This window comes from Bradyrhizobium sp. sBnM-33, assembly GCF_032917945.1.
In the GTDB taxonomy this organism is placed as follows: domain Bacteria; phylum Pseudomonadota; class Alphaproteobacteria; order Rhizobiales; family Xanthobacteraceae; genus Bradyrhizobium.
In genome coordinates this window covers 5,421,450-5,444,941 of record NZ_CP136624.1, presented here as the reverse complement: position 1 = coordinate 5,444,941, position 23,492 = coordinate 5,421,450, and the positions used below count along the sequence as shown (strand labels likewise).

At 62.3% G+C, this 23,492-nt stretch carries 16 protein-coding genes and 6 pseudogenes; 8 read left to right on the top strand and 14 right to left on the bottom strand.

The annotated features are described in order from the left end of the window. Positions 1–40 precede the first annotated feature (40 nt). Both RX328_RS25425 and RX328_RS25420 read left to right on the top strand, forming a co-directional pair. The gene (locus RX328_RS25425; protein WP_213257330.1) at positions 41–3,448 is read left to right on the top strand and encodes an adenylate/guanylate cyclase domain-containing protein; all 3,408 of its coding nucleotides are present in this window, start codon (positions 41–43) and stop codon (positions 3,446–3,448) included. Positions 3,449–3,630: 182 nt separating this feature from the next. Next, a pseudogene (locus RX328_RS25420) lies at positions 3,631–4,982 on the top strand (transposase). Positions 4,983–5,331: 349 nt separating this feature from the next. Here RX328_RS25420 and RX328_RS25415 read toward each other — a convergent pair. The 6 genes and pseudogenes from RX328_RS25415 to RX328_RS25390 all read right to left on the bottom strand — a co-directional run bounded on the left by RX328_RS25415 (position 5,332) and on the right by RX328_RS25390 (position 8,823). Further along, positions 5,332–5,886 (bottom strand): thioredoxin family protein, encoded by a 555-nt coding sequence (locus RX328_RS25415; protein ID WP_213253754.1) that lies wholly within the window; start codon positions 5,884–5,886, stop codon positions 5,332–5,334. Between the two features lie 279 nt (positions 5,887–6,165). Continuing rightward, positions 6,166–6,408, bottom strand: a complete 243-nt coding sequence (locus RX328_RS25410) for a hypothetical protein (RefSeq protein ID WP_213253755.1) — start codon at positions 6,406–6,408, stop codon at positions 6,166–6,168. Continuing rightward, positions 6,395–6,538 carry a hypothetical protein gene (locus tag RX328_RS25405; protein ID WP_213253756.1) on the bottom strand — a complete coding sequence of 48 codons (144 nt, stop codon included), beginning with the start codon at positions 6,536–6,538 and terminating at the stop codon, positions 6,395–6,397. Before RX328_RS25405 ends, RX328_RS25410 begins: the two co-directional genes overlap by 14 nt. Positions 6,539–6,894: 356 nt before the next feature. Continuing rightward, positions 6,895–7,017: pseudogene (locus RX328_RS25400) on the bottom strand (transposase); the annotation flags it as partial. 525 nt (positions 7,018–7,542) lie between these two features. Further along, positions 7,543–7,725, bottom strand: a complete 183-nt coding sequence (locus RX328_RS25395; protein WP_249726860.1) for a hypothetical protein — start codon at positions 7,723–7,725, stop codon at positions 7,543–7,545. Positions 7,726–7,764: 39 nt separating this feature from the next. Beyond that, entirely contained in the window at positions 7,765–8,823 is a 1,059-nt protein-coding gene (locus RX328_RS25390; protein WP_249726861.1) for a tyrosine-type recombinase/integrase, read from the bottom strand. 1,222 nt (positions 8,824–10,045) lie between these two features. On the opposite strand from RX328_RS25390, the pseudogene RX328_RS25385 reads away from it, so the two are divergent. Beyond that, positions 10,046–10,160: pseudogene (locus RX328_RS25385) on the top strand (universal stress protein); the annotation flags it as partial. A 65-nt stretch (positions 10,161–10,225) separates the two neighbouring features. Here the strand turns inward: RX328_RS25385 and RX328_RS25380 are convergent. The 6 genes from RX328_RS25380 to RX328_RS25355 form a co-directional block, all read right to left on the bottom strand. Further along, on the bottom strand, positions 10,226–12,919 hold the full coding sequence (locus tag RX328_RS25380) for a bifunctional acetate--CoA ligase family protein/GNAT family N-acetyltransferase (RefSeq protein ID WP_213253757.1): 2,694 nt from the start codon (positions 12,917–12,919) through the stop codon (positions 10,226–10,228). Between the two features lie 99 nt (positions 12,920–13,018). Continuing rightward, positions 13,019–13,426: a hypothetical protein gene (locus tag RX328_RS25375; RefSeq protein ID WP_213253758.1), complete on the bottom strand. Its 408-nt coding sequence runs from the start codon at positions 13,424–13,426 to the stop codon at positions 13,019–13,021. A 126-nt stretch (positions 13,427–13,552) separates the two neighbouring features. Then, positions 13,553–14,386 carry a universal stress protein gene (locus RX328_RS25370; RefSeq protein ID WP_213253759.1) on the bottom strand — a complete coding sequence of 278 codons (834 nt, stop codon included), beginning with the start codon at positions 14,384–14,386 and terminating at the stop codon, positions 13,553–13,555. 136 nt (positions 14,387–14,522) lie between these two features. Then, entirely contained in the window at positions 14,523–15,422 is a 900-nt protein-coding gene (locus RX328_RS25365; protein ID WP_213253760.1) for a CHAD domain-containing protein, read from the bottom strand. A gap of 2 nt (positions 15,423–15,424) precedes the next feature. Next, a complete protein-coding gene (locus RX328_RS25360) occupies positions 15,425–16,996 on the bottom strand; it encodes an AAA family ATPase (protein ID WP_213253761.1) in 1,572 nt (523 codons plus the stop codon). Continuing rightward, a complete protein-coding gene (locus RX328_RS25355) occupies positions 16,993–17,976 on the bottom strand; it encodes a zinc-dependent alcohol dehydrogenase family protein (RefSeq protein WP_213253762.1) in 984 nt (327 codons plus the stop codon). Before RX328_RS25355 ends, RX328_RS25360 begins: the two co-directional genes overlap by 4 nt. Before the next feature lie 138 nt (positions 17,977–18,114). On the opposite strand from RX328_RS25355, the pseudogene RX328_RS25350 reads away from it, so the two are divergent. The 3 genes and pseudogenes from RX328_RS25350 to RX328_RS25340 form a co-directional block, all read left to right on the top strand. After that, positions 18,115–18,548: pseudogene (locus tag RX328_RS25350) on the top strand (LuxR C-terminal-related transcriptional regulator); the annotation flags it as partial. Between the two features lie 235 nt (positions 18,549–18,783). After that, positions 18,784–19,259: pseudogene (locus RX328_RS25345) on the top strand (helix-turn-helix domain-containing protein). A gap of 43 nt (positions 19,260–19,302) precedes the next feature. Next, positions 19,303–19,560, top strand: coding sequence for a hypothetical protein (locus RX328_RS25340; RefSeq protein WP_213253765.1), 258 nt, complete (start codon positions 19,303–19,305; stop codon positions 19,558–19,560). A gap of 292 nt (positions 19,561–19,852) precedes the next feature. On the opposite strand, the pseudogene RX328_RS25335 reads toward RX328_RS25340, so the two are convergent. Beyond that, a pseudogene (locus RX328_RS25335) lies at positions 19,853–21,113 on the bottom strand (aminotransferase class III-fold pyridoxal phosphate-dependent enzyme). A 246-nt stretch (positions 21,114–21,359) separates the two neighbouring features. Between RX328_RS25335 and RX328_RS25330 the strand changes: the two are divergent. Further along, a complete protein-coding gene (locus RX328_RS25330) occupies positions 21,360–21,998 on the top strand; it encodes a DsbA family protein (RefSeq protein WP_213253766.1) in 639 nt (212 codons plus the stop codon). A gap of 85 nt (positions 21,999–22,083) precedes the next feature. Next, complete coding sequence (locus tag RX328_RS25325; protein WP_213253767.1) at positions 22,084–23,052, top strand: Bug family tripartite tricarboxylate transporter substrate binding protein; 969 nt, start codon at positions 22,084–22,086, stop codon at positions 23,050–23,052. A 5-nt stretch (positions 23,053–23,057) separates the two neighbouring features. On the opposite strand, the gene RX328_RS25320 is transcribed toward RX328_RS25325, so the two are convergent. Beyond that, entirely contained in the window at positions 23,058–23,315 is a 258-nt protein-coding gene (locus RX328_RS25320) for a PilZ domain-containing protein (RefSeq protein ID WP_213253768.1), read from the bottom strand. Positions 23,316–23,492 lie beyond the last annotated feature (177 nt).

The following is a 23,492-nucleotide window of genomic DNA, read 5'->3' as shown; positions in this document are numbered from 1 at the left end:
TAAGCACCTGGTGCTCTGAAGACGGGAGCCGGAGGCGCCCATGGACGTCGCGGCCTGGCTGTGTGGTCTGGGGCTGGGACAGTACGAACAGGCGTTCCGGGAGAACGACATCGACGCCGAGGTCCTCATGGACCTTACGGCCGAGGACCTGATCGGGCTCGGCATCGGCTCGATCGGCCATCGCCGCAAACTGCTCGCCGCCATTGCCGCCCTGCGCGCCAGCTCATTTTCGGCGACCACCTCTGTTAAGGCCGCACCCGCCGCTGTGTCCAGCAAGGTGTCGCTTGCACCCGAGGCCGAGCGCCGCCAGCTCACCGTGATGTTTATCGACCTGGTCAACTCGACCGCGCTCGCGGCGCGGCTCGATCCGGAGGAAATGGCCGAAGTCCTTCGGACCTACCAGAGCGCAGTGGCGGGCGCGATCTCGCGGTTCGAAGGGCACGTGGCGAAATACATGGGAGATGGTGTGCTGGCCTATTTCGGCTATCCGCGCGCCCACGAGAATGCGGCCGAACGCGCGGTGCGGGCCGGTCTCGCCGCGGTCGCGGCAGTGCACAGCCTGGGATCGGCGCATGGCGAGACGCTGGCGGCCCGTGTCGGCATTGCGACCGGCCCGGTGGTTGTCGGCGAGTTGATCGGCGAAGGCGCGGCGCGCGAGGAGACGGTGGTCGGCGACACGCCGAACCTCGCGGCGCGGCTGCAAACCCTGGCCGAGCCGGGCACGCTGGTGATCTCCGCCCGCACCCGGGAGCTCATTGGCGGGCTGTTCGAGCTCGCCGAGCTCGGCATGCAGATCTTGAAGGGATTTCCCGTTCCGGTGCGGGCGTGGCGCGTGGTCGGGGAAGGCGCGGTCGAGAGCCGGTTCGAGGCGTTGCACGGGGCCGGCCTGACGCCGCTGGTCGGTCGCGAGAATGAGGTGGGCCTGCTGCTCGAGCACTGGGAGCGAGCCAAGGAGGGTGAGGGCCAGGTGGTGCTGCTCGGGGGCGAGCCCGGCATCGGCAAGTCGCGCCTCGTGCGGGCGCTGCGCGGGCGCCTTGAAAATGAGCCGCATACGGCCCTGAGCCACTACTGCTCACCGCACCATCAGACCAGCCCGCTTTATCCGGTGATCGGCCTGCTGGAGCGGGCAGCGGGCTTCACCGCAGATGATCCTGCCGCAACGAGGCTCGAGAAGCTCGAGGCGCTGCTTGCACTCTCGACTGATCGCGTCGCCGCGGTGGCCCCGCTGCTCGCGGCATTGCTGTCGCTCGAGACGGCCGCGCGCTATCCACCGCTCGACATGAGCCCGCATCGGCAGAAGGAACGGACGCTCGAGGAGCTGGTCGATCAGGTCCTAGGGCTCGCGAGTTGCCGGCCCGTCCTCGTCCTGTACGAGGACGTGCACTGGGCAGATCCCACCTCGCTCGAGCTGCTCGATCTCATGGTCGACCGGGTGCAAGGCGCCCCCGTGCTCGTCCTCATCACCTTCCGGCCCGAGTTCGCGCCGCCCTGGACGCGCCATGCCCACGTCACCGCGCTGACCCTCAGCCGGTTAAGCCGCCGCCAGGGCGCGGCCATGGTCGCGCGGCTGAGCGGCGGCAAGGCGCTGCCTCCTGCGGTGCTCGACCAGATCGTCGCCAAGACGGACGGCGTGCCCCTGTTCGTCGAGGAGCTGACGCGGACCGTGCTGGAGACCAATCTGCTCCGGGATGAGGGCGACCACTACGCACTCGCGGGGCCCCTGCCGCCCATGGCTATCCCAACCACGCTCCAGGAGTCGCTGCTGGCCCGGCTCGACCGGCTGGCCCCGGCCCGTGAGGTCGCCCAGGTCGCGGCCGCTATTGGCCGGGAATTCTCGCACGAACTGCTCGCGATAACGGCGGCGCTGCCGGAGAGCGATCTGCAGGCGGCGTTGGACGACCTCGTCGGCTCGGGCCTGGTGTTCCGGCGCGGGACGCCGCCTCAGGCGACCTACAGCTTCAAGCATGCACTCGTGCAGGACACCGCCTATGCGACCCTGGTGCGTGCGAAGCGGCAGCGCTTGCACGCCCGGATCGCCGCCGCGCTCGAGCAGCATTTTCCGGAGACCGTGCAGGCGCAGCCTGAACTACTGGCCCACCATTTTATGGAGGCAGGACTGGCCGAACCGGCGACCGACTATTGGTTGAAGGCAGGACAGCGAGCCATCGCCCGATCGTCTATGGCTGAAGCGCTTGCGCAGTTGCGGAACGGGTTGAACCTGCTTGCGGGCCTGCCGGAGGCCGATCGGAGGTGGCGAGAACTTGACCTCCAGGTGGCGTTGGGCGTGGCGCTGATGGCTACGCAAGGCTGGGCAGCGCCGGAAGCTGGGCGGGCCAACGCACGTGCCCGCGAGCTCTGCGAGCAGATCGGGGCCACCTCCCAACTCTGGCCCGTGCTTTACGGTCAATGGGTGTTCCACGGCGTACGCGCCGAGCACAACGCCGCGCGAGACGTGGCAGACGAGTTTCTGCGCCGGGCGCAGGACCATCAGGAAACTTCCGCAACCCTGGTGGCTCACCGCGTCAGCGGGACCGGTGCCCTTTGGCGCGGCGAGGTCGCCGCTGCCCGCCCCCATCTGGAGCGGACGCTCGCGCTCTATGACCCTGAGCGGCATCGCTCGCTCGCCTTTCTCTACGTACAGGATCCGCGGGTGGCGGCGCTGTCCTCGCTATCTTGGACGTTGTTGGCGCTGGGCTATCCGGAGCAGGCCTTGGCGCGGAGCCGAGAGGCGCTCGAGGCCGCCAACGATCTCACTCACCTCAACACGCTGGCGTACGCTCTCTTGTTCGCGTGTCTCTTCGAGCAGTACCGCCGGGCGGGGCGCGAGGCCCGGGATCGAGCGGAGGCACTGGTTAAGCTCTCGACCGAGCAGGACTTTCCACATTTCCTCGCGGCGGCCACGGTGATCCGGGGATGGGCTCTGACCGAGTCAGGTGAGTTAGAGACAGGGCTCGCTCAGCTTCGGCAGGGTCTGCCGGCTTGGCGTGCCACCGGGGCAAGTGTCTATGAGCCGCATTTCCTCGGCCTCCAGGCCGAGGCGCTCGGCCGTTCCGGCGCAGTGGAGGAAGGCTTGGATTTGATCGCAAAGGCGCTCGACCGCGTGGAAGAAACCGGCGAGCGGTGGTTCGAGGCCGAGCTCCATCGGATGATGGGCGAGCTGATGCTGCGGCTGCCGAGGCCCGACCCGATTGCCGCGGAAGCCCGGTTCGAGCATGCGGCTGCAACGGCGTGCCAGCAAGGCGCCAAGCTGTGGGAGTTGCGCGCAGCGACACGCCTTGCAAAACTTTGGAGAGAACAGGGTCGGCGCGGCGAGGCTCACGATCTGCTCGCCTCGCTCCATAGCCAGTTCACTGAGGGCTTTGGGTCACCGGATCTACAAACTGCCAGAGCAATACTTCGAGAGACCACTGCCAGCTCCGAGCCGAAGATGGATCCCAAACACCAGTAGTGAATGCGGATACGAGCATGGCAGGTCTTTAGGGCACGTCGCCTGCACGGGATTTCGCCGGTTGTCAGTCGTGGCATGAGGCCGCCCGCGTTTGACGTCTGCTTCGGGCCGATTGTGTTGAAAAAGTCTTCGGTTGCGCTGGTTGATGTTCGCTGATTCAGTCGTTGCGAGAGGACTGAATCATGATGGGACATCAGCGAGTTGAGCAGGTCGCGTTGTTCTATGAGTTTTCGCTCGAGCGGCACGTTCCGGCCGATCATTTGTTGCGATCGATCGACAGGTTCGTGGACCTCGATGGGTTAAGGCGAGAGCTATCCCCCTTCTACAGCACGATCGGGCGGCCCTCGATCGCGCCCGAGCTGATGATCCGGATGCTGTTGGTCGGTTACTGCTTCGGCATCCGCTCGGAGCGGCGCCTGTGCGAAGAGGTTCACCTCAACCTGGCATACCGCTGGTTCTGCCGCCTTGGGCTCGATGGTGACGTGCCCGATCATTCGACCTTCTCAAAGAACCGACATGGCCGCTTCCGCGATAGTGATCTGCTGCGACGGCTGTTCGAAGACGTCTTGCGCCGCTGCATCGACGAGGGTCTGGTTGGCGGAGAAGGCTTTGCGGTCGATGCTAGCCTGATCAAGGCCGATGCTAACCGGCAGAACGGCGTCGAGGGCGAAAAGGGGTTGCCGCCAAAGCCGCAAGCCGTGCCGTCGACGAGTATCTAGCTGTCCTGGACGATGCGGCGTTTGGGGCCGCGACCGAGATCGTCCCCAAGTTCATCTCACCGGCTGATCCTGCCGCGCGCTGGACCGGTGCCCATGGCGGACAGGCTTTCTTTGCCTACTCCACGAACTATCTGATCGATGTGGAAAATGCGATCATTGTCGACGTTGAGCCGACCACAGCGATCCGGCAGGCAGAAGTTTTCGCTGCCAAGCGCATGATCGAGCGGACCGCAAAGAACTTCGGTCTTCACCCGTCCAGGCTTCTCGGTGACAGCGCCTATGGTTCAGCCGACATGCTGGGCTGGCTGGTCGATGAGCACGGCATCGAGCCGCATGTGACCGTATTCGACAAATCAGCGCGCAAGGATGGGACCTTCACACGGGAGGACTTCAACTACGATCCAGTCAGCGACGTCTATATCTGTCCTGGCGGCAAGACGCTGACCACAACAGGGACGCGTGTGAATGATGGCGAGACGTTGCTTTATCGAGCGAGCAAGGCTGACTGTGACGCCTGCGCCTTGAGGCCACACTGCTGCCCGAACACGCCTGCTCGAAAGGTGCCTCGCTCGATCCATGAGAGAGCCCGCGACATGGCGCGGGCGATTGCTAAATCCTGGGAAGGTCGAGCATCGCGACGGCTACGTAAGAAGGTCGAAATGTTGTTCGCTCACCTCAAGCGCATTCTCAAGCTCGACCGACTGCGATTACGTGGACCAAACGGGGCTCGCGACGAGTTCCTCCTTGCAGCAACCGCCCAGAACCTCCGGAAACTAGCCAAGCTGGTCCCAATGCCGCAGCCAAATCCGGCCTGAGAAGCGGTCGGCTGTGCCGCATTTGCGGCTCGCCTCGCTCGCGGGCCGACTTCTTCAACGGAATCGGCCATTTTCAGACTCATGCGCTGCAATAAGCAGAACGGGTATCCTTGAACGTCATCCCCCAGGCACCCCTCCTATCCGCATGCCCTCAATGACGCGTTCGCGCCCGGCAAGGAACGCCGGATTCTCGCTCCATGTAATGGTCGTACGCAAGCGGCGGACAGTGAAGCTTGGATCCCATCTGCACCACCGCCCGTGCCTGGTGCGCAAGCGCCGCGGCGAGATGGAAATGCGCGACTGAATAATTTCGGTTTGCCTCGAGGCCCGGTGGAACCCGCGACCGGCTTTATTCGTCCTTCCATTTGATCGAGCAGCCAATAGACGCCTTTTGGTCAGCCGGCCCCACACCGGTGGTCGCAATCGCACGCATGGCCTCGACAAGCTCTCGGGGCGCCCCCGCGCGAGGCGGAGTTGTGCGGCCTTCGTCGAGCCGGCCGCGATACTTGAGCTTGCGGTCGGCATTGTAACCGAAGAAGTCCGGCGTACAGACCGCTCCATACGCCCGAGCGACTGTCTGGGTCTCGTCGTGGAGATATGGAAACGGGAAATCATGAGCCTTCGCGAAACGCTTCATATTCTCAAATGAGTCTTCGGGATAGCTCGCCGCATCGTTCGAGCAAATCGCCGCAAAGCCTACGCTCTCCGACATCAGCACGCGGGCGTCCGAAACCATACGGTCGATCACCGCTTTAACATAGGGACAATGGTTGCAGATGAAGACGAGGACCGTGCCTTTTTCGCCCGCAACGTCGTCCAGTGCGTAAGTCTTGCCGTCGGTGGCCGGAAGCCGGAACTCCGCCGCCGGCGTATCAAGAACGACTTGAGTAGCTGTTGTCGCCATATCGCACCTCCTTGTGCCCAAATATATGCTGACGACGGCTTGCCGGGGCACAGTTTCCCAAGCCTGCTCGCAGGACGCGTCGTTTCGGCCATACGTCAGCCATTTCCCGTCTACCCCCTGACAGCCGACGTGGAAAGAAGAGTTCAGGTTGGTCGGTCAGGGCCACAAGCGGACTACCTATAAATACGCGGCGACCATATTGTGAACGGAAAAACCAACTCTCCGGCATCGGTGAGACCGAAAGACACCCAAACCCCGCGCGAGGACGCGGTCTCGCTGTTAAGCGAGTACACATGCATCTTCGGTCCATTCATCGATATGCTCCGAAAATACCGGGATGTCTTCACAATGGGGAGAAACGTCATCCGCGCTGCAGCGGTTGATTGGGAAATGGCGATGCAACACCCGCGTACACGTCATTAGGTTGCGTGGGTTTCTCGCCAGCACTTCGTCGAGATCAATGATGAGCCCCTTGAGCTTGGTCGCACAATCGAGTTCTGGCGTGCGCTCAAGCTTGCGCAATGGCGATGGTCGCCTGCTGCGTTGCCATTGCTGACGTGTGGGAGATGACGATTACTGTCGTGAGCAGGATGAGCCGAAGTGAGTGCATCTTGGATTTCACGTCCTTCATACGATCTGCATGATCGGCCATGAGTAATGCCCGTGCAGAGAATCTATCGGCGGAAAAACGCAAGTAATTTTAATCTATTCCAAGGGGTTTGCCGTTCTGAGAACCCAGCGGTCAGAGAATGGCGGCTTAGGGTCATGTGTGGACGACGCCCGCGTTGCAAGAAGAATCTGACGTTCGGCTTGCGGCCCTGATGTGTCCGCGGATCGGGTCCCAATCATTTGCACGGACTTTGACGCCCATGACCCAGAAGCGGATTGTCCCAATCGACGGCTCGACCGTTTCGCATCACGCCATCATCACCCTCGCAATACGGCGACGAGCTTGGCCGGCTTCTTGGCCAGCAGCCTCATGACTCAAGGATGCTTTTGCGGCTGCTGCCGGGCGTGTCGAACAACGGCTGTTGCACCGATGACGAGCAACCGTCGGAGATAGCGATCTCCTTGCTTGGAGATGCCGCCGAGCCGCTCCTTGCCCCCCGTCGAATGCTGCCGCGGCACAAGGTTGGGATTTTTGATGTGGGGGTAGTCTTGTCGGCGTGTGTTACGCTACGGCTTTCGATTTTCGGCAGCATGAATTGCGCCCGGGGCAGACTGGCGTTGTAGCGCAGAATACTAGACGTCTTGATTAGAAGATCCTTGCCGCGCTTGCGGCCTTCGATCTCTCCAGTATGGACAAGCTCTCGCAGCTTCGTTCCGCCGCAACACATCATGCGGGCGGCGGCCTTGGACTTCATGTAGAGTGGGAGGCCGAGTCGAACCGCCTCGACCTCGAAGTCAATTTCCATCGTCATCGTGATCGCCTTCGATCTTGTGCAACACTACTGCACAAGAATTACTGAGCGCGCCTCAGCGATCACAAGCGATTGATTCCGCGCGGTACCGAAACGTAAATCGTGAACGCTCGCTGCTGCTTTGGAAAAATTCAATACGATCAATGCCGCCGTTTCAATCGACCCGTCGGGGACGGGAGGATTTGCAATTTCATCCCGTCCCCGACGGGATTCACGAAGTTGTGTTCAACGGTCGTTATATGATCGTCGTCAGGTAATCGTGTTTTTCGCCTCTGATCGGCACGATTTTTGAGGTGGACGACGAGGGCTGATTCGCGAATGTCGACCAATCCTGCATCATGCGACGGCGCCTCTCGCGCATGTCGCCACGACGATAGGCGGCCTCGACCTTGTCGGAGACCGTGTGTGCAAGAGTCATCTCCGACATCTCGTTCGGGTACGCCGTGCACTCGCTCGCTCAGTCCTTGAAGGTAGATCGGAAACCGTGGACCGTGAGGCCAGGACGGAGTCCACGAAGGCATTCCAGCATCGCCATGTCACTTAGCGGCGCGCCCTCATCACTCGCGAACACGTAGCGGCGCCCCTCGATTGACAGGTTGCCGATAATCTCCAGTGCTCGATCGCAGAGCGGTACGACGTGGTCGCGTTTTCGCGCGCCCTTCTTGCCCTTCAGACGACCTGCCGGAACTGTCCACAGTCGTTGATCGAGGTCGATTTCAGAAGGTGGAGCGCCGATGGTGTCGCTGGTGCGCGCGGCCGTCAAGATCGTGAACTCGAGCGCCCTTGCGCTGATGCTGTCGAGCTGGCGCAATTCGACCATGAACTGCGCAAGCTCAGCGTATCGCAACGCCTCGTGGTGCTCGACGGGCGCAACCTGCGACCTCCTTGGAAGGAGTTGGTCTAAGTGACCGGTCCATCGGGCGGGGTTCTCGCCGCTGCGCAGCTTGAGCGCCTTGGCACAATCCAGCACCTTCTCGATTCTGCCCCGCACCCGATTGGCCGTCTCTGTTTTCGTTTTCCAGATCGGTTCGATGATCTTCATGACGTGCACGGTCTCGATGACGTCAACCGGCAGAGATCCAATAACCCGGTACGCATAGGTCAGAAGCGTCGACTTCCACTGGTCAGCGTGCTTGACACTCTTCCACCCGGAGCGGTTTGCTTCGATATAGCTCTCGGCGCATTGCTCGAAGGTCATCTTGCGGGCGGCGCTGACAGCGGCGGCGGTTCTTGCAGCTATCAGCTCCTCGATCGGGTCGACGCCGTCAAGCAGCTTCTGGCGAGCTTGGCGAGCGCGCTCACGCGCCGCTGCCAGCGTGACCGTCGACAGAGGCCCGAGCCCCAGATCGCGCAGGCGTCCGTGGCGCCGATAGCGAAAGATCCAGGAGCGCGCGACGCCGTCGCCGGCCTTCAAAGGCCGCACACTCAAGTAAAGGCCGCCGCCGTCGCAATGAAAGCCGACGGGTGCGGTCTTGATAAACAAGGGCGAGAGCGCCCTCTCCTTTGTGACTGGCATGTCGCGGTGCAGGAAATGCCCGCCAAGATGAACAAGACGGCCCTAGCGAGATGCGCCAGAGCCGTCCACTTCCGGCGGGAGCCTGTTTGGCGACACAAACCGGAAGCAACTGAATCGACTCTCGGAAGCCAACATCGTTCCTAGTAGAGGGCCCGACGCACGACGATTTCGCCTTACCACCCCGGTCACCCCCACCGGAATGGTCTATTCAGGCTTGGGTGTGTGATTCTTGGCAGAATTGCGCGTCATGCAGAAACCCGCCGGGGTTGAGTATCGGCGGGTTTCCGTACTCTCGCGGGGGGCTCGGGGGACTTTCCCGCGATTGGGCAATTCGTAGCAATCCGAGATTAACGATTTATTAAGCTAACCCGACGTCCTAGGGCTTCTTGAGAAGTAATCGCGGTTGCTCTGCGTACTGGTCGATCGCAACGGTGATCGCCTAGACGTGCTGGTAGCAGTACCCCTCGCGCACCGCGCTGACGCAACTCAGCAAGCGCGTCGAGCACGCCGATTGTCGGCCTTGTCGTCGTACCATTTCAGTTGATCGCGCATCACCGACTCCGGCCCCCAAGACGCGTCCCTTCGTTGGACCGCCCTCCTCCTTCTTGAGCCGGTCCCGCAAGGCGTGGCGTTTGAGTATGAGGTTCTGGAATGAACGGCATTGGCCGCAGGACCGCTTACGCCATGTTGGTGATCTTGGTGCTGGCTATCGATCGGCAGACGCCGGAGTCGCTGTAGCCTACAAAAAGCCCGGCCAGTGGCCGGGCTCACTCGGAAAGTAACTGCACGTGCTGAAACCGGGACATTGAAGCATCAAGAATGAGGCACGTCTGTTAGGAAGCTGACACTGGAACAATGATGCGACACTGTGCCCGGGAAAAACTGGCAGGCGTGAAGCTAATATGACAGCGATGGCTTGCCGGGTAGCCTTTGCTGCCAGCTCCGCGAGGGTGCCCAAAGCCATTGGGTTAGCGGCCCTGGCGCAGCGTTGCGTATTCGCGCCGGGGTCGCTGGCCGCAATGAGCCCGCCAGCGTGAACCGCGGGCCTCAGACGGTCAGGAATCCAATTTCTCTAGCGTCCTGCTCCAATTATGCTTCAACCTTGCCGACAAAGCCGGACAGCCCCGTAACAGCAACGCCCCGTTAAAATGTGACCAGTGGCCGATTCGCCCGTGAACGAGAAAGGACCGGCGTGGCGGGCGCATGTGGGCCTGCAATCGTCGACGTTCTCGTGATGGGCGCCTATGGGCATTCGCGATGGCGCGAATTCATCCTCCGCGACGCCACCAAGGGTCTGCTTGCGAAAGCCGCCGCTCCCGATCCTGTTTTCGCACTGACTGCGGCCGCCGACGAACGCGCGCGGCGTGATCATCCGGCGGTCGCGACGCGCGCTTGAGGATAGCTAAAGCGCCAGCCTGACGTTGCAGATGTCGTGCTCCTGCGGGTCCGACTTCACCTCGAAGCCGAGGCTGCGGCACATCGCCAGCATTACCGTGTTCTCGGTCAGGACGTCGCCGGAGATCGCTTTCAGGCCTTCCGACTTCGCATATTCGATGATCATCTGCATCAAGGCCCAGCCGAGCCCCCTGCCCTTGAGGTCCGATCGCAACAGAATTGCGTATTCGCCGCTCTCATAGATCGAGTCCGAATGGATTCTGACAACACCGACCAACTCGTTGGTCGCCTCGTCGAACGCGACAAAGGCCATCGCGCGAGCGTAGTCGAGCTGGGTCAGGCGGGCGATGAATTCATGGGAGAATTCCTTCATCGGAGCGAAAAAACGCAGCCGCAGGTCGTGCATCGTGACGTGTTTCAGCATCTCGTGGATCAGCGGCTCGTCCTCAGGCCGGATCGGACGAACAAATACGCGCCAACCGTCCTTGGCCTCGATGTGACGCTGCCATTGCGAGGGATAAGGCCGCACGGCAAAATTCGCAGGGCCCGAGCCCCGAAACTTCCGCTCCGCGCGCCCGATCACCACCCGCGCGTCGACCGCGAGCACGCCCGCCCCATCCGCCAGCAGCGGATTGATGTCGAGCCCACGGATATCGGGAATGTCGGCGGCCATCTGCGCCAGCTTGACCAGAACCATCGCGACGGCGTCCTGCTTCACCGCTGGCACGTCACGATAGGCGCGCAACAGCCGCGAGACGCGGGTGCGTTCGATCAGGCTACGCGCCAGTTGCAGGTCGAGCGGCGGCAGCGCCAAAGCTTTGTCGTTGATGATCTCGACTGCCGTTCCGCCACGGCCGAACACGACAACCGTGCCGAAGGTCGGATCGTCGGCGAAGCCGAGAATGAGCTCGCGTGCCTTCGCCCGCACCACCATTGCCTGCACCATCACGCCCGATATTCGCGCCTCCGGCCGCAGTGATCTTGCCCGCGCGAGAATGTCGGCCGTCGCCTTGCGCACCGCATCGGCGCTGGTGAGATTAAGCACCACGCCGCCGACGTCGGATTTGTGGACGATATCGCGCGACATGATTTTGAGCACGACGGTCGCCCCCTGCGCAAAGATCGCATTCGCATGCGCAACCGCCTCTTCGGCATCGGCGGCGGCAAAGGTCGGCACGGCTGCGATATCGTAGGCGTCAAGGAGCCGCTTGACCTCGATCGGATCGAGCCATGAACGGCCGTCGGCCAGCGCCGCGGCAACGATCTGCCGCGCTGCATCGACATCGGGAGCGAATTCGCTCGGCATGGCGGGCGGAACCTGCGCCAGTGCCTCCACCACCTCGCGATGGCGGACCAGATGCATGAAGCCGCGCACGGCATCGTCCTCGGTCGGATAATTCGGAATGCCGGCCCCGCTAAAGAGATCGCCGATCGACGGTTCCGCGCCGACCCACACCGCGAGAACGGGCTTCGGCGACATGCGCTGTCCGGCGCGATATTTCTGCACCACTCCGGTCATGGCCACGGCGATTTCGTCGGCGCGCGCGATTGCCGTCTGCACGTTCATGACAAGCACGGCATCGTTTTCGGAATCGGCCAGCAACGCTTCGAGCGCTGCGGCATAGCGCGCCGGATCGGCATCGCCGACGATATCGACCGGGTTCGATTTCGACCATGTCGACGGCAAAACAGCGTCCAGCTTCTCGCGGGTCGCCGACGAGAGACCCGCTGGAATACCGCCGAGTTCGACCAGCCGGTCGACTGCCAGCACGCCGATGCCGCCGCCGTTGGTCAGGATCGCAAGCCTTTTTCCCGACGGCGATTTGACCCGCCCGAGCGTCTCGGCGCAGTCGAACAATTCGCGAAGATCCGATACGCGCAGGATGCCGGCGCGCTGAAACGCTGCATCGTAGACGGCATCCGCCCCGGCCAACCCGCCGGTATGGGTTGCCGCCGCCCGCGCTCCTTGAGCCATGCGGCCCGACTTGACGACTACGACCGGCTTGATTCTGGCGGCGGCCCGCGCCGCCGACATGAACTTACGGGCATCCTTGATCGCCTCGATGTAAAGCAGGATGGCGTGGGTCTTTTCATCCAGCGCGAAGTAATCGAGCAGATCGGCGATATCGATATCGAGCTGGTCGCCAATCGAAACGATGCCGGAAAAACCGACAGCCCGCTGTGCCGCCCAATCCACCATGCCGGCGGCAATGGCGCCGGACTGCGAGATTAGCGCTAAATGGCCCGCGGCCGGCATATGCGCGGAAAAGCTGGCATTGAGACTGACGCCCGGCATCATGATGCCCAGGCAATTCGGGCCGATCAGCCGCATGCCGTATTTTTGCGCGGCGCGCTCCGCCGCTTCCGCTAGCGAACCCGGACCATACCCGAGCCCGGCGCTGACAATGACGGCGCCGGCCGCGTCGCGACGGCCCGCCTCGTCTATCAGGCCGGCGATGGTGCGGGCCGGCGCGGTGAGGATAACGAGTTCCGGCGCAAAAGACAGCTTTGCGATGCTGTCAGCGGCCGCGACACCGTCGATCTCATGATAGTGCGGATTGACGAGGCCGAATTCGCCTTTGAAGTGGGCCTTGCGGATGTTGTTGAGAATGGCACGGCCTACCGAGCCGTGACGTGGGCTCGCCCCTACCAGCGCGACGGAATGCGGCGAGAGCAGATTGTTCAGACGATAGGTGGACATCGTTCTTCAGTATCGGCAGGTCGCGGTCTAATGCGAAGCGGCAAGACCGTAACTTATCGCCGTCGGCAGGGGCGATTCGCACTGCATGCTACTGGCCCATCAGTTCAAGGAGCGGCCACTGATTAAGTTCGACGTGGCCGCGATCATCCGCTCGGCGTGCCTGAACAGCCGTTCGGAGTCGCGGCGGAAGAAGTCGAGCTGATGCTGGCCGCATTCCTCGCACATCGTCCTGATGTCCCGCACCGAATGCGCGCTCGCCATCTTCGCGACGAACTCAGTGTACAAGTGCATCTCGGTCTGCGTTCGCTCCAACATCTCGTCGCCGAGGAACACTAATTCCTCGAACATTATCCTCTGGGCGCCGAGCATAAATTCCAGCGCGCCCCGGTTTAGCTTGGTGGCCTCCGCTTCTGTATTTGCGGCTGCTGGAAAGGAACGGGAAGCAGCCCGCTCAGACAGCTCTGACATGACAATCTCCGATTTTCGAATTTCCGCCGAAAACGACACTGACCGGCTTCGGATCGAACATTGACGTGCATCAAATCGGTGTTATTGCGACCGCAGCACCGCCGCAAGGAGATGAGACAAGGAACTCACGGAGACCAAAGGTCACATCCCCCTGCCCGCCTGAAATCAGTGCGACATCAGCACCGGCACCGTCATGCACTTGAACATGCTGCGCGTAACACCGCCCAGAATTCGCTCCTGCAGCCGCGAATGGCCGTAGCCGCCCATCACCAGGAGGCCAATGTTGCTTTCAGCCGCGACCGACAGAATGGCGCCCTGAACATCGCTGCGGTCCGTGATCAACCGCTGCACCCGGGCCGCAATGCCGCGCCGCTCCAGATGCGCGACGAGCTGGCTCGAGGAGGCTTCACCCGCCTCCTCATTGACCGCAATCACGGTCACGGCCTTCGCGCCCATCAGAAATGGCATAGAATCGCGCCATGCGCGGGCTGCAGGACGGCTGCCGTCCCAAGCGATCCCGACATGGTGGGCATCGAGCGGCCCCTTGTGGATATAGGGAACCATTAGCATCGGTCCGCCGGAATTGAACAGGATCTGCTGCGGAATCTCGTTGTCGTAGCTGGCCTTCGCTGGATCCGGCTGCAGCACGATCGTCATGTCGTAAAGGCGGGCAAGCGCCCCGATGGTCTGGCCGGCTTCGGCGGGAATCGCCGTAAAGGTCCTGATGCCGTAGGCGATGTTGGCGAGCTTCGCCTCGATCTCGAACACGCCGATTGCGGCATTCGCTCGCTCCTGGGCACGCTCCTGTTCTGCCCCCATCACGGCGGCAACGGCGGCGCCGCCGCCTTCCGCAATCATCCCGGCGGCGCTCATCGATTCATAGCCGATGGCTACGGCATCGAGATGCGACCGCCGCGCACTGGCCAGAGCAACAGCGACGTCAATCACCGGCCTCACCGGACGCTCGGAGGAAATATGAACCAGAATATTCCTGAACATCGCCATTCTCCCATGCGTTGGCGAGGGCTTAGGGCCCCGTCCTGGATTGCTGCCAGGAAAGTAGCTGCTGACGGACGACGAAACTTGACGCACATCAAACGGACAATGTCGCGTGGAAGCGCTGCGAACGATGACGTCAGCAGCCTCCGGCGTGCCTTAGCTCACGATAAGACGCGATGGCGACGCCGAGCAGCTTATCCCTTCGATAGCGATAGCCCACCGGTGGCGCCTTACTCCGTTTACCGTTTTCGGCCTGCGGCGATCCGCTGGCAAGGCCGGCGAAACGCTTGAGGTCACGGAGCTCGCCCAAAGCCCGTTGCAGCCGCTTTGCCGGCCGGTGCAGCTGACGCAATTCGCCGCGGTTCCAAACCGCGACGGTCTCCGTGAGCGCTTCCAGCATGTAGCGGAAGCGTTTAACCCTGATCCGCAGCCGGTGACGGCGCGATCCACCCAGCGCCTTCAGGTGGCTTCCCTTGCGGATCACCCGTCCGTGCCAACGGTTGAGTTCGCGAGCGCAATAGACTTGCAGAGTTTCTGCCCCTTTGTTCCGCTTGCACCGCGCCAGCCACGCTCCCTGTCTGATCCAGCCTGCGAGTCCCGAGATCAGGCGTTGCGTCCGAACGGAGCGCAGACAGCGAACCAGGCGGCGGTGATTCTGCGTCTGGCGCCGATCGACCTGCTCGCTGATATGCTCCGCCCAGGCGCGGTAACGCTTGCGGCGCGCATATTCGACGAGGACGTCGTTATCGCGCGCGGCGCCGAGTGGACCATTCAGCCAGGCAATTTCCTTTTTCAGGCGTAGCCATTCCGCATCGACCACGATCGGCGCGAAGAACGCCACAGCGGCGCGCAACCGTGTGATCGCGACCCGGATCTGATGCACGGCCTCGGCATCGCCGGCGCACGCGCTGCTGTGCTGGGCCTTGATAGAAGCAATGCAGTCGAGCGCGATCGTCTGGAATGCGGTTGCACAGTCGAGACTCGCCGCTTCAGAGGCCTTGCGCCGGCTGGACGTTCCGGTTGGGTGGACTCTCATCGTCAACGCTCGTTAGGCACCGCAAACAAAAAAGTACGGGCGCTGCGGAGCGATCGGTCCGGCGTCCCCGAGGCATCAATTATATGCCAGTCTATAGCGCCGAGCGCGAAAGTCTCCTGCTTCAGGGCAACGTTCCGTGTCGCATCGGATGCGTCGCCCCTGCGCTGTTCGATCCGCGCCAGCCGCGTCGCGAGGTCCGCCGTGAGAAACAGGCCGGCAAAACGTATGCCGCAAGTGGCTGCGAGATGCGCGATTTCCCTCCGTTCCGATTCCTGCAGGTAAGCAGCATCGAGCACGACCGAGCAGCCTTGGGCGAGGACACGCTGCGCGGTGCTCGAAAGCATGCCGTAGACACGCTCAGTGACGTCGGGCCCATAGGCGGATTCCGGCAGAGCCGTGGTTTCATCGGCGCCGAACAGGCGCTTGCGAACGACATCCGAGCGGACAATGAGCGCGCCGGGCGGCGGCTCGATCAGCCCCGCGAGCCCGCGAGCCAGCACCGACTTTCCCGTCCCCGAGTGCCCGCCGATTGCCACCAGCAGCGGTGGCTTGGGCGTGATGAGGCGTACTGCCAGATCAAAATAGCGCCTGGCCTCCTGCCAGACCGCATCATTCCCTCCACCATGTTCGCTCTTCACGAACAGGACATGCGCGCGGATCGCCGCCCGCATTGAGAGAAACAGCGGCAGCAGGCGCAGGCCGTCGAGATCTTTGTCCCCCGCCTGCGCAAGGTAGCGATTGAACGTCGCGTTTGCTGCCGCGCCTTGATTGAAATGGATCATATCCATCAGCGTAAAAGCAAAATCATAGAGGACATCCGTCGTGGCGATGACCGGATCGAACTCGATGGCATCGAACAGCAGCGGCCGGCCATTCACCAATGCAATATTGGCAAGATGTAGGTCACCATGGCAGTGGCGCACGAACCCTTGCTCGGCACGCTGCCTGAGCAGCGGCTGCAATATCGCTACGGAGCCGCGACTGGCGGCATCGAGTTGATCGATCGCAACCGACTGAAGTCCGTCCACGGCTCGAAATTTTGCGGTGTTGCGGTCGATGATGGGTAGAATGGAGGCAAGCCAGCTTTCACCGTCGTGGCGCGGTGCCCTGTCGTGGGATCGCAGAACCGCGTCAGCCACGGCCGTCGCAAGCGATGGATCGATCGTCTTCGATGCAGCAATACGGTCGAGCGACTGCCTCTCGTCGAACCGCGCCATTTCGACCGCCCATTCGACCGCTTTGCCCGAGCCGCCGATTTCGAGAACGCCCTCGGAATTGCGCGTGATCGGAATAACGCGCCGGTAGATTTCGGGAGCGTTGCCGGCGTTGACTTTCAGCTCCTCCTCGCAGGCACGCTTGCGCTTCTCCAGCGTCGAATAATCGAGGAACGGCAAGCGCACGGCACGCTTGATCTTCAATGCCCGATCAGCTCCGAGAAAAACTATGGAGGCATGGGTATCGATCCGCTTGCCGCCCCCGGCCGCACCGAAGCTGGAGCCATCGAGGAAATCGAGCACGTGCTGCTGTTTCTCGGCCTCGGCTGCGACAGTGTCGGCGGGCAATCGCTCAGTCATGGCTGCAGCACAGCGGCGCCCGTGATCTGCCCGGCGCGCAGTTTCGAGAGCACTTCATTTGCTTGCCGCAACGGAAACACGCTGGTGTGCGTCCTGACGCCGGCTTGCGCCGCAACCTTGAAAAACGCGATGCCGTCGCCGCGCGTCAGATTGGCAACCGAAAGCAACTGCCGCTCCTCCCACAGCATATCGTAAGGAAATGAAGGAATGTCCGACATGTGAATGCCGGCGCAGACCACGCGTCCGCCTTTGCGTACAGCGCGCAATGCCAATGGCACCAGGGAGCCGACCGGCGCGTAGATGATGGCTGCGTCGAGCGGCATCGGCGGCTGATCCTCCGACCCACCGGCCCATTCGGCGCCGAGTGATATCGCAAAGCGCTGCGCCGCGACGTCGCCCGACCGGGTGAATGCGATGACCGATCGTCCCTGCCAGCGCGCTACCTGCGCGATAATGTGGCCTGCTGCACCAAAGCCGAAAATGCCGAGATGCTTTCCATCACCCGCCATCACCAGCGAGCGCCAGCCGATCAAACCCGCGCACAGCAAAGGAGCGATAGCGACGTCGTCGTCGGCCTCGCCGAGTGGAAAGCAATAGCCGCCATCCGCGACGAGATGCGTGGCAAAGCCGCCGTCGCGGGTGTAGCCGGTGAAGAGTGGGCGGTCGCAAAGGTTTTCGCGGCCGCTCCGGCAATAGGGACATTTGCCGCACGTATGACCGAGCCAGGGAACGCCGACCCTTTCGCCGATCCTTAGAGACGTCACACCGGGACCGAGCGCATCCACTCGGCCAACCACCTCATGCCCCGGTATGATCGGATGGAAAATATTCGGCAATTCTCCGTCGACGACATGCAAATCGGTGCGGCACACGCCGCAGGCACCGACCTTAATGCGCACTTCGCCGGGCCCGGGTACCGGATCCTCGCGCAGCTCAAACTGCAGTGGCGCGCCGGGCGCTTTCAGGACCATGGCGTGCATTTCGTTCGATATCCTCACGCAAAGCCAGTGCAGTCTATTCGGGTGCGAACGGGTCACGCTTGATCCTCGTCAATCGAACCCGCGCGGACCTTCCCTAACATGGCTACGTCGGCAGCGCAGCGCCAGCCGCGGCGTTCTGATGGCATGGAGCTACTGCGTCAACTGAATTCGGGCCCGCGAAAGCTTCCCGTTATCGTCATGACAGGCCACGGCGACGTACCCCTCGCCGTCGAAGCGATGAAGCTTGGCGCGCTCGATTGTCTCGAAAAGCCGTTCGAGGATGACCGGCTGATCGCATGGTCGAGACCGCGCTCGCGGAGAGTGAGAGCAGTTCGAAGAGCGGGGCGTTGTCGGCCGACATGGCTGCCCGCGTCGCCAGCGTTACCCAGCGTGAACGCCAGGTGATGCAGGGGTTGGTGACGGGGCAATCGAACAAGGCAATCGCCCGAGAATACGATATTAGCCCGCGCACGGTGGAGTTCCATCGGGCGAATGTGGTGACCAAGATGCAGGCCGGTAACCTTTCCGAACTGGTTCACTTTGCGATCCGCGCCGGGATCGTCAACGATTGAGCCAAATCAATTCGGGACCTCGAAAAACCTCTATTTTGTATTTTGTCGGCATGATCGACATCCGAAACAGCGCCACCAGTGAATCCGAAGCTGGCATTCCGCCCCGGAAATCGATGGTCTACGTCGCCGATGACGACGTCCGGACAAACCCCGTAAGGGCTCCTCCTTAGGATATCGACCCAAACTTCGCGCTGCAAAAATCCCGGATAGCCATCCCGCATCGAGGAGATGGCAAATGCTCACCCAGACGATCACCGCCCCGGCGGTTTCAGCAGCCAAGGTTTTCCCCGCCCCACGCACCCAGGGTGTTCCGGCCGTCGACCAGTTCAGCGTGATCGCGACCTGCGCGGGTGTGATTGCCAGCGAGTTTTCCTACCGCAAGGACGAGGCAGACGTCCAGGTCGCCCGTAACCTCTGGATCGTGATGGCAAACGACCCCCGGCACGCCGAAGACCACATGCTGCTTCTGGGCCGCAATACCGCGATGGAAAAAGTTGCCACTTTCCTGCTGGAAATGGACCGCCGGCTCACCAAAGCTGGTATGATGGCTTTGCCGATGTGCCGCCGCGACATCGGCGACTATCTCGGCCTGACGCTGGAAGCCGTTTCTCGGGCGCTGTCGCAGCTTAGCGACCAGTGCATTCTGGTGTTTTCGACGCACGTCAAATCGTGCTGCGCAACCGCCAGCGGGTGGCGGACATGAACGCTTGAGAGTAAGCTAGATGACAGGATGCCGGAAGGATGGGAGTGCCAGATGAACAATTATCGCGTCTCCTTCTACAAGGATCTCTGTAATTCCGACGGCCACAGCTTCAAATGCCTGCAACGCCAGATCGAAGTGCAATCGGTCGGCCCATCGCAGGCGCTGGTGCTTGCGGAAGGCTTGGTCGACAACGAACGCCTCAATGCCGATTGCGTCGAAGTCGTGCAGCTGGCGGGCCATGACGAGTTCGAACATCCGGCGTGCTACACGCCCGCCCCCGGCAAGCACGCCTGGAACCGCGTCGCGTGATGAACTGACCGCAACGTGAAATCGAAGCCCAAGGGACGCGCCCACGCGGCCGGCTATTCCAGCGCGCTCGTTGTCAGGGCAGGCGTACCTGCTGTTTGATCCAGGTCAATGCGAACGCCGCCGAAAGAGTGCAATGTCGGTTTACATGATGCCGGACGACGTCCGTATCATTCGGCGATCTCGCCGTTTTCTCCCAAGACTGCCCCGCCATCGTTGGTCGCAAAGACCGCGTTGCGGGGCATTTTTATCTGATGCTCACAAGTCCCCAATTAGCCCAGGTCGATGCCGACGACTATCGATTGGACTTCGCCTCCAATTCGCGGACGGCCTTGAAGCCGTGCGAGGCCGCCTGCAGCGCCTCGTCGATATCGGCTGGGCGATGCGCCGAGGACAGAAACATATTGTGCTGGGGATGAAAGAACGCGCCGTGGCGTAGCGCGGCTGTACAGAACGTCCGGCCCTTCATTGCGTCTGGGTCGGCCTCGAACAGCATCAGCGGCATTTGCGGCGGGCCGCTTTGGCGGATCGCGATGCCGTGCTCGCTCGCCAAGGATGCCAATCCCTCGCGCAGCCTCATGCCCATCGCACGAATATGCCCGGGCACATCCTTCTCACGCGCGATCCGCAGCGTCGTTCGCGCCGCCGCCATCGCCACCGTGCCGCACCAGAACGACCCGGTAACGAATATCCTGGTGGCGGCTTCGCGGAAGCGGTCGTTGCCGGTAACGGCGGCCAGTGCGTAGCCGTTGGCGATCGCCTTGCTCCAGGCGCACAGGTCCGGATGCACGCCGAGCGCTTCCCAGCTCCCTCTGGTATCGAGACGCAGGCCGGCCCGCACTTCGTCGATGATCAGAGCGGCGTCAGCCGCGTCGCATGCGGCCCGCGCGGCCGCCGCGAATTCCTTCGTCGGCAGTTCGAGATCGCGTCCCATGTCGTGGCGGAAAGCCGTCACCAGGATTGCTGCGAGATCCTTGCCCGCTTCCTCGACCGCCGCTCGCAAGCTCTGCACGTCGTTGTACTCGAAGTGCATCAGATGCGCGCGGTCCTCGGCAGTCACGCCGGCAATGCTCGGCGAGCACCATGGCAGCGCGCCATGATAGCTGCCACGCGCGACCAGCACCTTGCGGCGTCCAGTGCCGGCACGGGCGATCGTCACGCAGCACGTGGTCGCATCGCCGCCGTTCTTCTGAAACATCGCCCAATCGGCATGCGGCAGCATGGCGACAAGATCCTCGGCAAGCTCCACCATTACCTCGCCCGGGCCGTTCAAGCAGTCGCCTTTGGCGGCCTGCGCCTCGGCCGCGGCCTGAACTTCGGGATGCCGGTGGCCGAGCAGGATCGGCCCCCAACTGCACATGAAGTCGATGTATTCGCGCCATCGACGTCGCGCACGCGGCAGCCTTCCGCGGAGGCGAAGAATTGCGGATAGCCTCCCGGAAGCCGCGCGCATTCAGGTGACCCCACATACCGCCGGGAACGACCCTCCGGGCCCGCGCCCGCAACATGGCATCCGCTGTCTGCGTTTCGCTCAACAGCGCGGTGTCCTGGGTCATGACGTTCTCTTGTTGTATTTCGCTGGGTAGAGTCGAATCTTGGCCCGCTTGGATCGTCGGCGCAGGCGTCACGCTTGCATCAAACCATCGGTCATGACGGACGACAATATTCCTTGCACGGCGCGGCCGCAAATGGCGACAGTTCCCGGCGCGCAATCAATCTGATCGGGTGGCTTTTGGCTCGCTAAGCCAATAAAAGACAGTTCCGTTGCACGATCGCTTACCAAATTCGGGTTCGGAGCCACGTTGAACGCCTATCGTCCCATCGCCGTCATCGCGCTCGTTGCATTCGCGTCGCTCGCCTTCGCGGGCACCGCGTTGGCGCAAAGCGCGATTGCCGCCAATGTCGCGAAGCCGGTATCCCTCCCCGACATCGCCATCGGGTCTGCGAAGGCGCCGGTGACGATTACCGAATATTCTTCGATGAGCTGTCCGCATTGCGCGGCGTTCAGCCTGAATGTGTTTCCGATGCTGCGTTCGAAATATATCGAGACCGGCAAGGTACGCTTCGTATTCCGCGAGTTTCCGCTCGACATCAAGGCCGCCGCAGCCTCGATACTGGCGCGCTGCATTGGCAAGGACGATTCCGAAAAATACCTCGGCGCAGTCGACATGTTGTTCAAGCTGCAGGACCGGCTGATGGCGCAGACCAAGGATACGCTGATCTATGTCGGGAAGCAGCACGGTATGAGCGAGCAGGACGTCAAGACCTGCGAGGAAGATCAGGCGCAGTTTGACAAGCTGAACGCCGATCAGCAATACGCCCATCGCGAATTGAAGGTTACCTCGACGCCGACTTTCTTCCTCAACGGCGTGCGGCTGCTGCAGGGCTCGATGTCGTTCGAGGAGTTGGAAGAACGGCTCAAGCCGCTGCTGAAGAAATAACGCTCGCCGGCCATCGCAATAGCCCCTTGTTCGGCGTCGCGGCCTCGCCGATGATAGCTCCAACAAACATATTGGGGAGAGCGCCATGGCCATGGCTTTGCGGGTCTTATTGGCAACCGCGTGGCTGCTGTCCGGCGTCCTGGCGTCGTCGGCGCAAAACTATCCAAGCAAGCCGGTGCGCGTCGTGGTCGGTTTCCCGGCGGGCGGACCGACCGATGCCATCGCCCGCATCGTGGCGCAAAAGCTCAGCGACCATCTCGGCCAGCAGTTCTTCGTCGAGAACATCGGCGGCGCCGGCGGCAACACCGCAGCCGGCCAGGTCGCGCGCGTGACGCCGGACGGCTACACCATCATGGTGGTCAGCACCGGCTTCGTCGTTAATCCCAGCCTGTATGCCAAGGTGCCATACGATCCGGTCAAGGATTTTGCGCCGGTGACCCTGGTTGCGGTCTCGCCAAATGTCGTCGTGGTCAACCCGCAAGTGCCAGCCAAAACGTTACCGGAACTGGTGCAGCTCGTCAGGGACAATCCCGGCAAGTACAGCTTTGCCGGCCCCGGCGTTGGATCGACGCCGCATCTGGGTGGCGAGCTGTTCCGGCTGGCTTTCAAGCTAGACCTGGTCCACGTCCCGTTCACGGGCGCTGCCCCGGCCATTCAGGCGACCATCGGGGGGCACACGCCGATCGCTTTTACCGCGCTGCCGCCTGCCCTTTCGGCGGTGCAGAGCGGACAATTGCGCGCGCTTGGTGTGGCTTCGATCGAACGGGCCGCGGGCCTGCCTGACGTACCGACCTTCGCCGAAGGGGGAATCAAGGATCAGGAGGCCGATACACTCACCGGGATCGTCGCGCCCGCAGGGACGCCGAAAGAAATCGTCGATCTGCTTCATCGCGAGATCGCCAGGATTGTCGCACAGCCGGAGGTGAAGGAACGCCTCACGACGCTCGGCTTCAAGGCGGTCGCGAACACGCCGGATCAGTTCGGCGCGCGCATCAAGCTGGAGATGGATAAGTGGGGCAAGGTGGTACGCGATGCGAAGCTGCGGATCGAATAGTGTGCTCAGCGCGTCCCGTCCGAGGTTGGCCGATCCATAACCGCGTCCACCATCCTGATGAAGGTCAAGCCGATACGATTCTTCTGGATCCATGCTACCCGGCACTCGTGCACGATCGATGGATCCTTTGCCATCACCAGGCGAAAGCGCTGCGGGAAGAAGGCCGGATTGTCGACATCGATCGCAGCGCCCTCGCGCGAGATGTTCCGCACCACGCAACCCATCACGGAACCACCCGACGAAACATAGGCAGGCTGCTCCATCTCCGTTGCGGAAATTTTCGCCGCTCTTCCATCCGTCGCCCCATCCCGGATCGATTCCGGCCAATCGCAAGGCTAGCTGAAAATCTTAAACAAGTCGGACACATGCGCCGCAGCCTTCGCCGGATATCGGACCCCATTGTGCAGAGCGGCACGAATCCCATCGCTTATGCGCAGGCG

Coding starts and splice junctions, on each gene's coding strand:
- RX328_RS25365 (WP_213253760.1), bottom strand. CDS start 15,422: ATGAGAGTCCACCCAACCGGAACGTCCAGCCGGCGCAAGGCCTCTGAA.
- RX328_RS25355 (WP_213253762.1), bottom strand. CDS start 17,976: ATGCACGCCATGGTCCTGAAAGCGCCCGGCGCGCCACTGCAGTTTGAG.
- RX328_RS25370 (WP_213253759.1), bottom strand. CDS start 14,386: ATGTTCAGGAATATTCTGGTTCATATTTCCTCCGAGCGTCCGGTGAGG.
- RX328_RS25390 (WP_249726861.1), bottom strand. CDS start 8,823: ATGCCAGTCACAAAGGAGAGGGCGCTCTCGCCCTTGTTTATCAAGACC.
- RX328_RS25325 (WP_213253767.1), top strand. CDS start 22,084: ATGGCCATGGCTTTGCGGGTCTTATTGGCAACCGCGTGGCTGCTGTCC.
- RX328_RS25340 (WP_213253765.1), top strand. CDS start 19,303: ATGAACAATTATCGCGTCTCCTTCTACAAGGATCTCTGTAATTCCGAC.
- RX328_RS25425 (WP_213257330.1), top strand. CDS start 41: ATGGACGTCGCGGCCTGGCTGTGTGGTCTGGGGCTGGGACAGTACGAA.
- RX328_RS25320 (WP_213253768.1), bottom strand. CDS start 23,315: ATGGAGCAGCCTGCCTATGTTTCGTCGGGTGGTTCCGTGATGGGTTGC.
- RX328_RS25415 (WP_213253754.1), bottom strand. CDS start 5,886: ATGGCGACAACAGCTACTCAAGTCGTTCTTGATACGCCGGCGGCGGAG.
- RX328_RS25360 (WP_213253761.1), bottom strand. CDS start 16,996: ATGACTGAGCGATTGCCCGCCGACACTGTCGCAGCCGAGGCCGAGAAA.
- RX328_RS25380 (WP_213253757.1), bottom strand. CDS start 12,919: ATGTCCACCTATCGTCTGAACAATCTGCTCTCGCCGCATTCCGTCGCG.
- RX328_RS25405 (WP_213253756.1), bottom strand. CDS start 6,538: ATGGCCGATCATGCAGATCGTATGAAGGACGTGAAATCCAAGATGCAC.
- RX328_RS25395 (WP_249726860.1), bottom strand. CDS start 7,725: ATGACTCTTGCACACACGGTCTCCGACAAGGTCGAGGCCGCCTATCGT.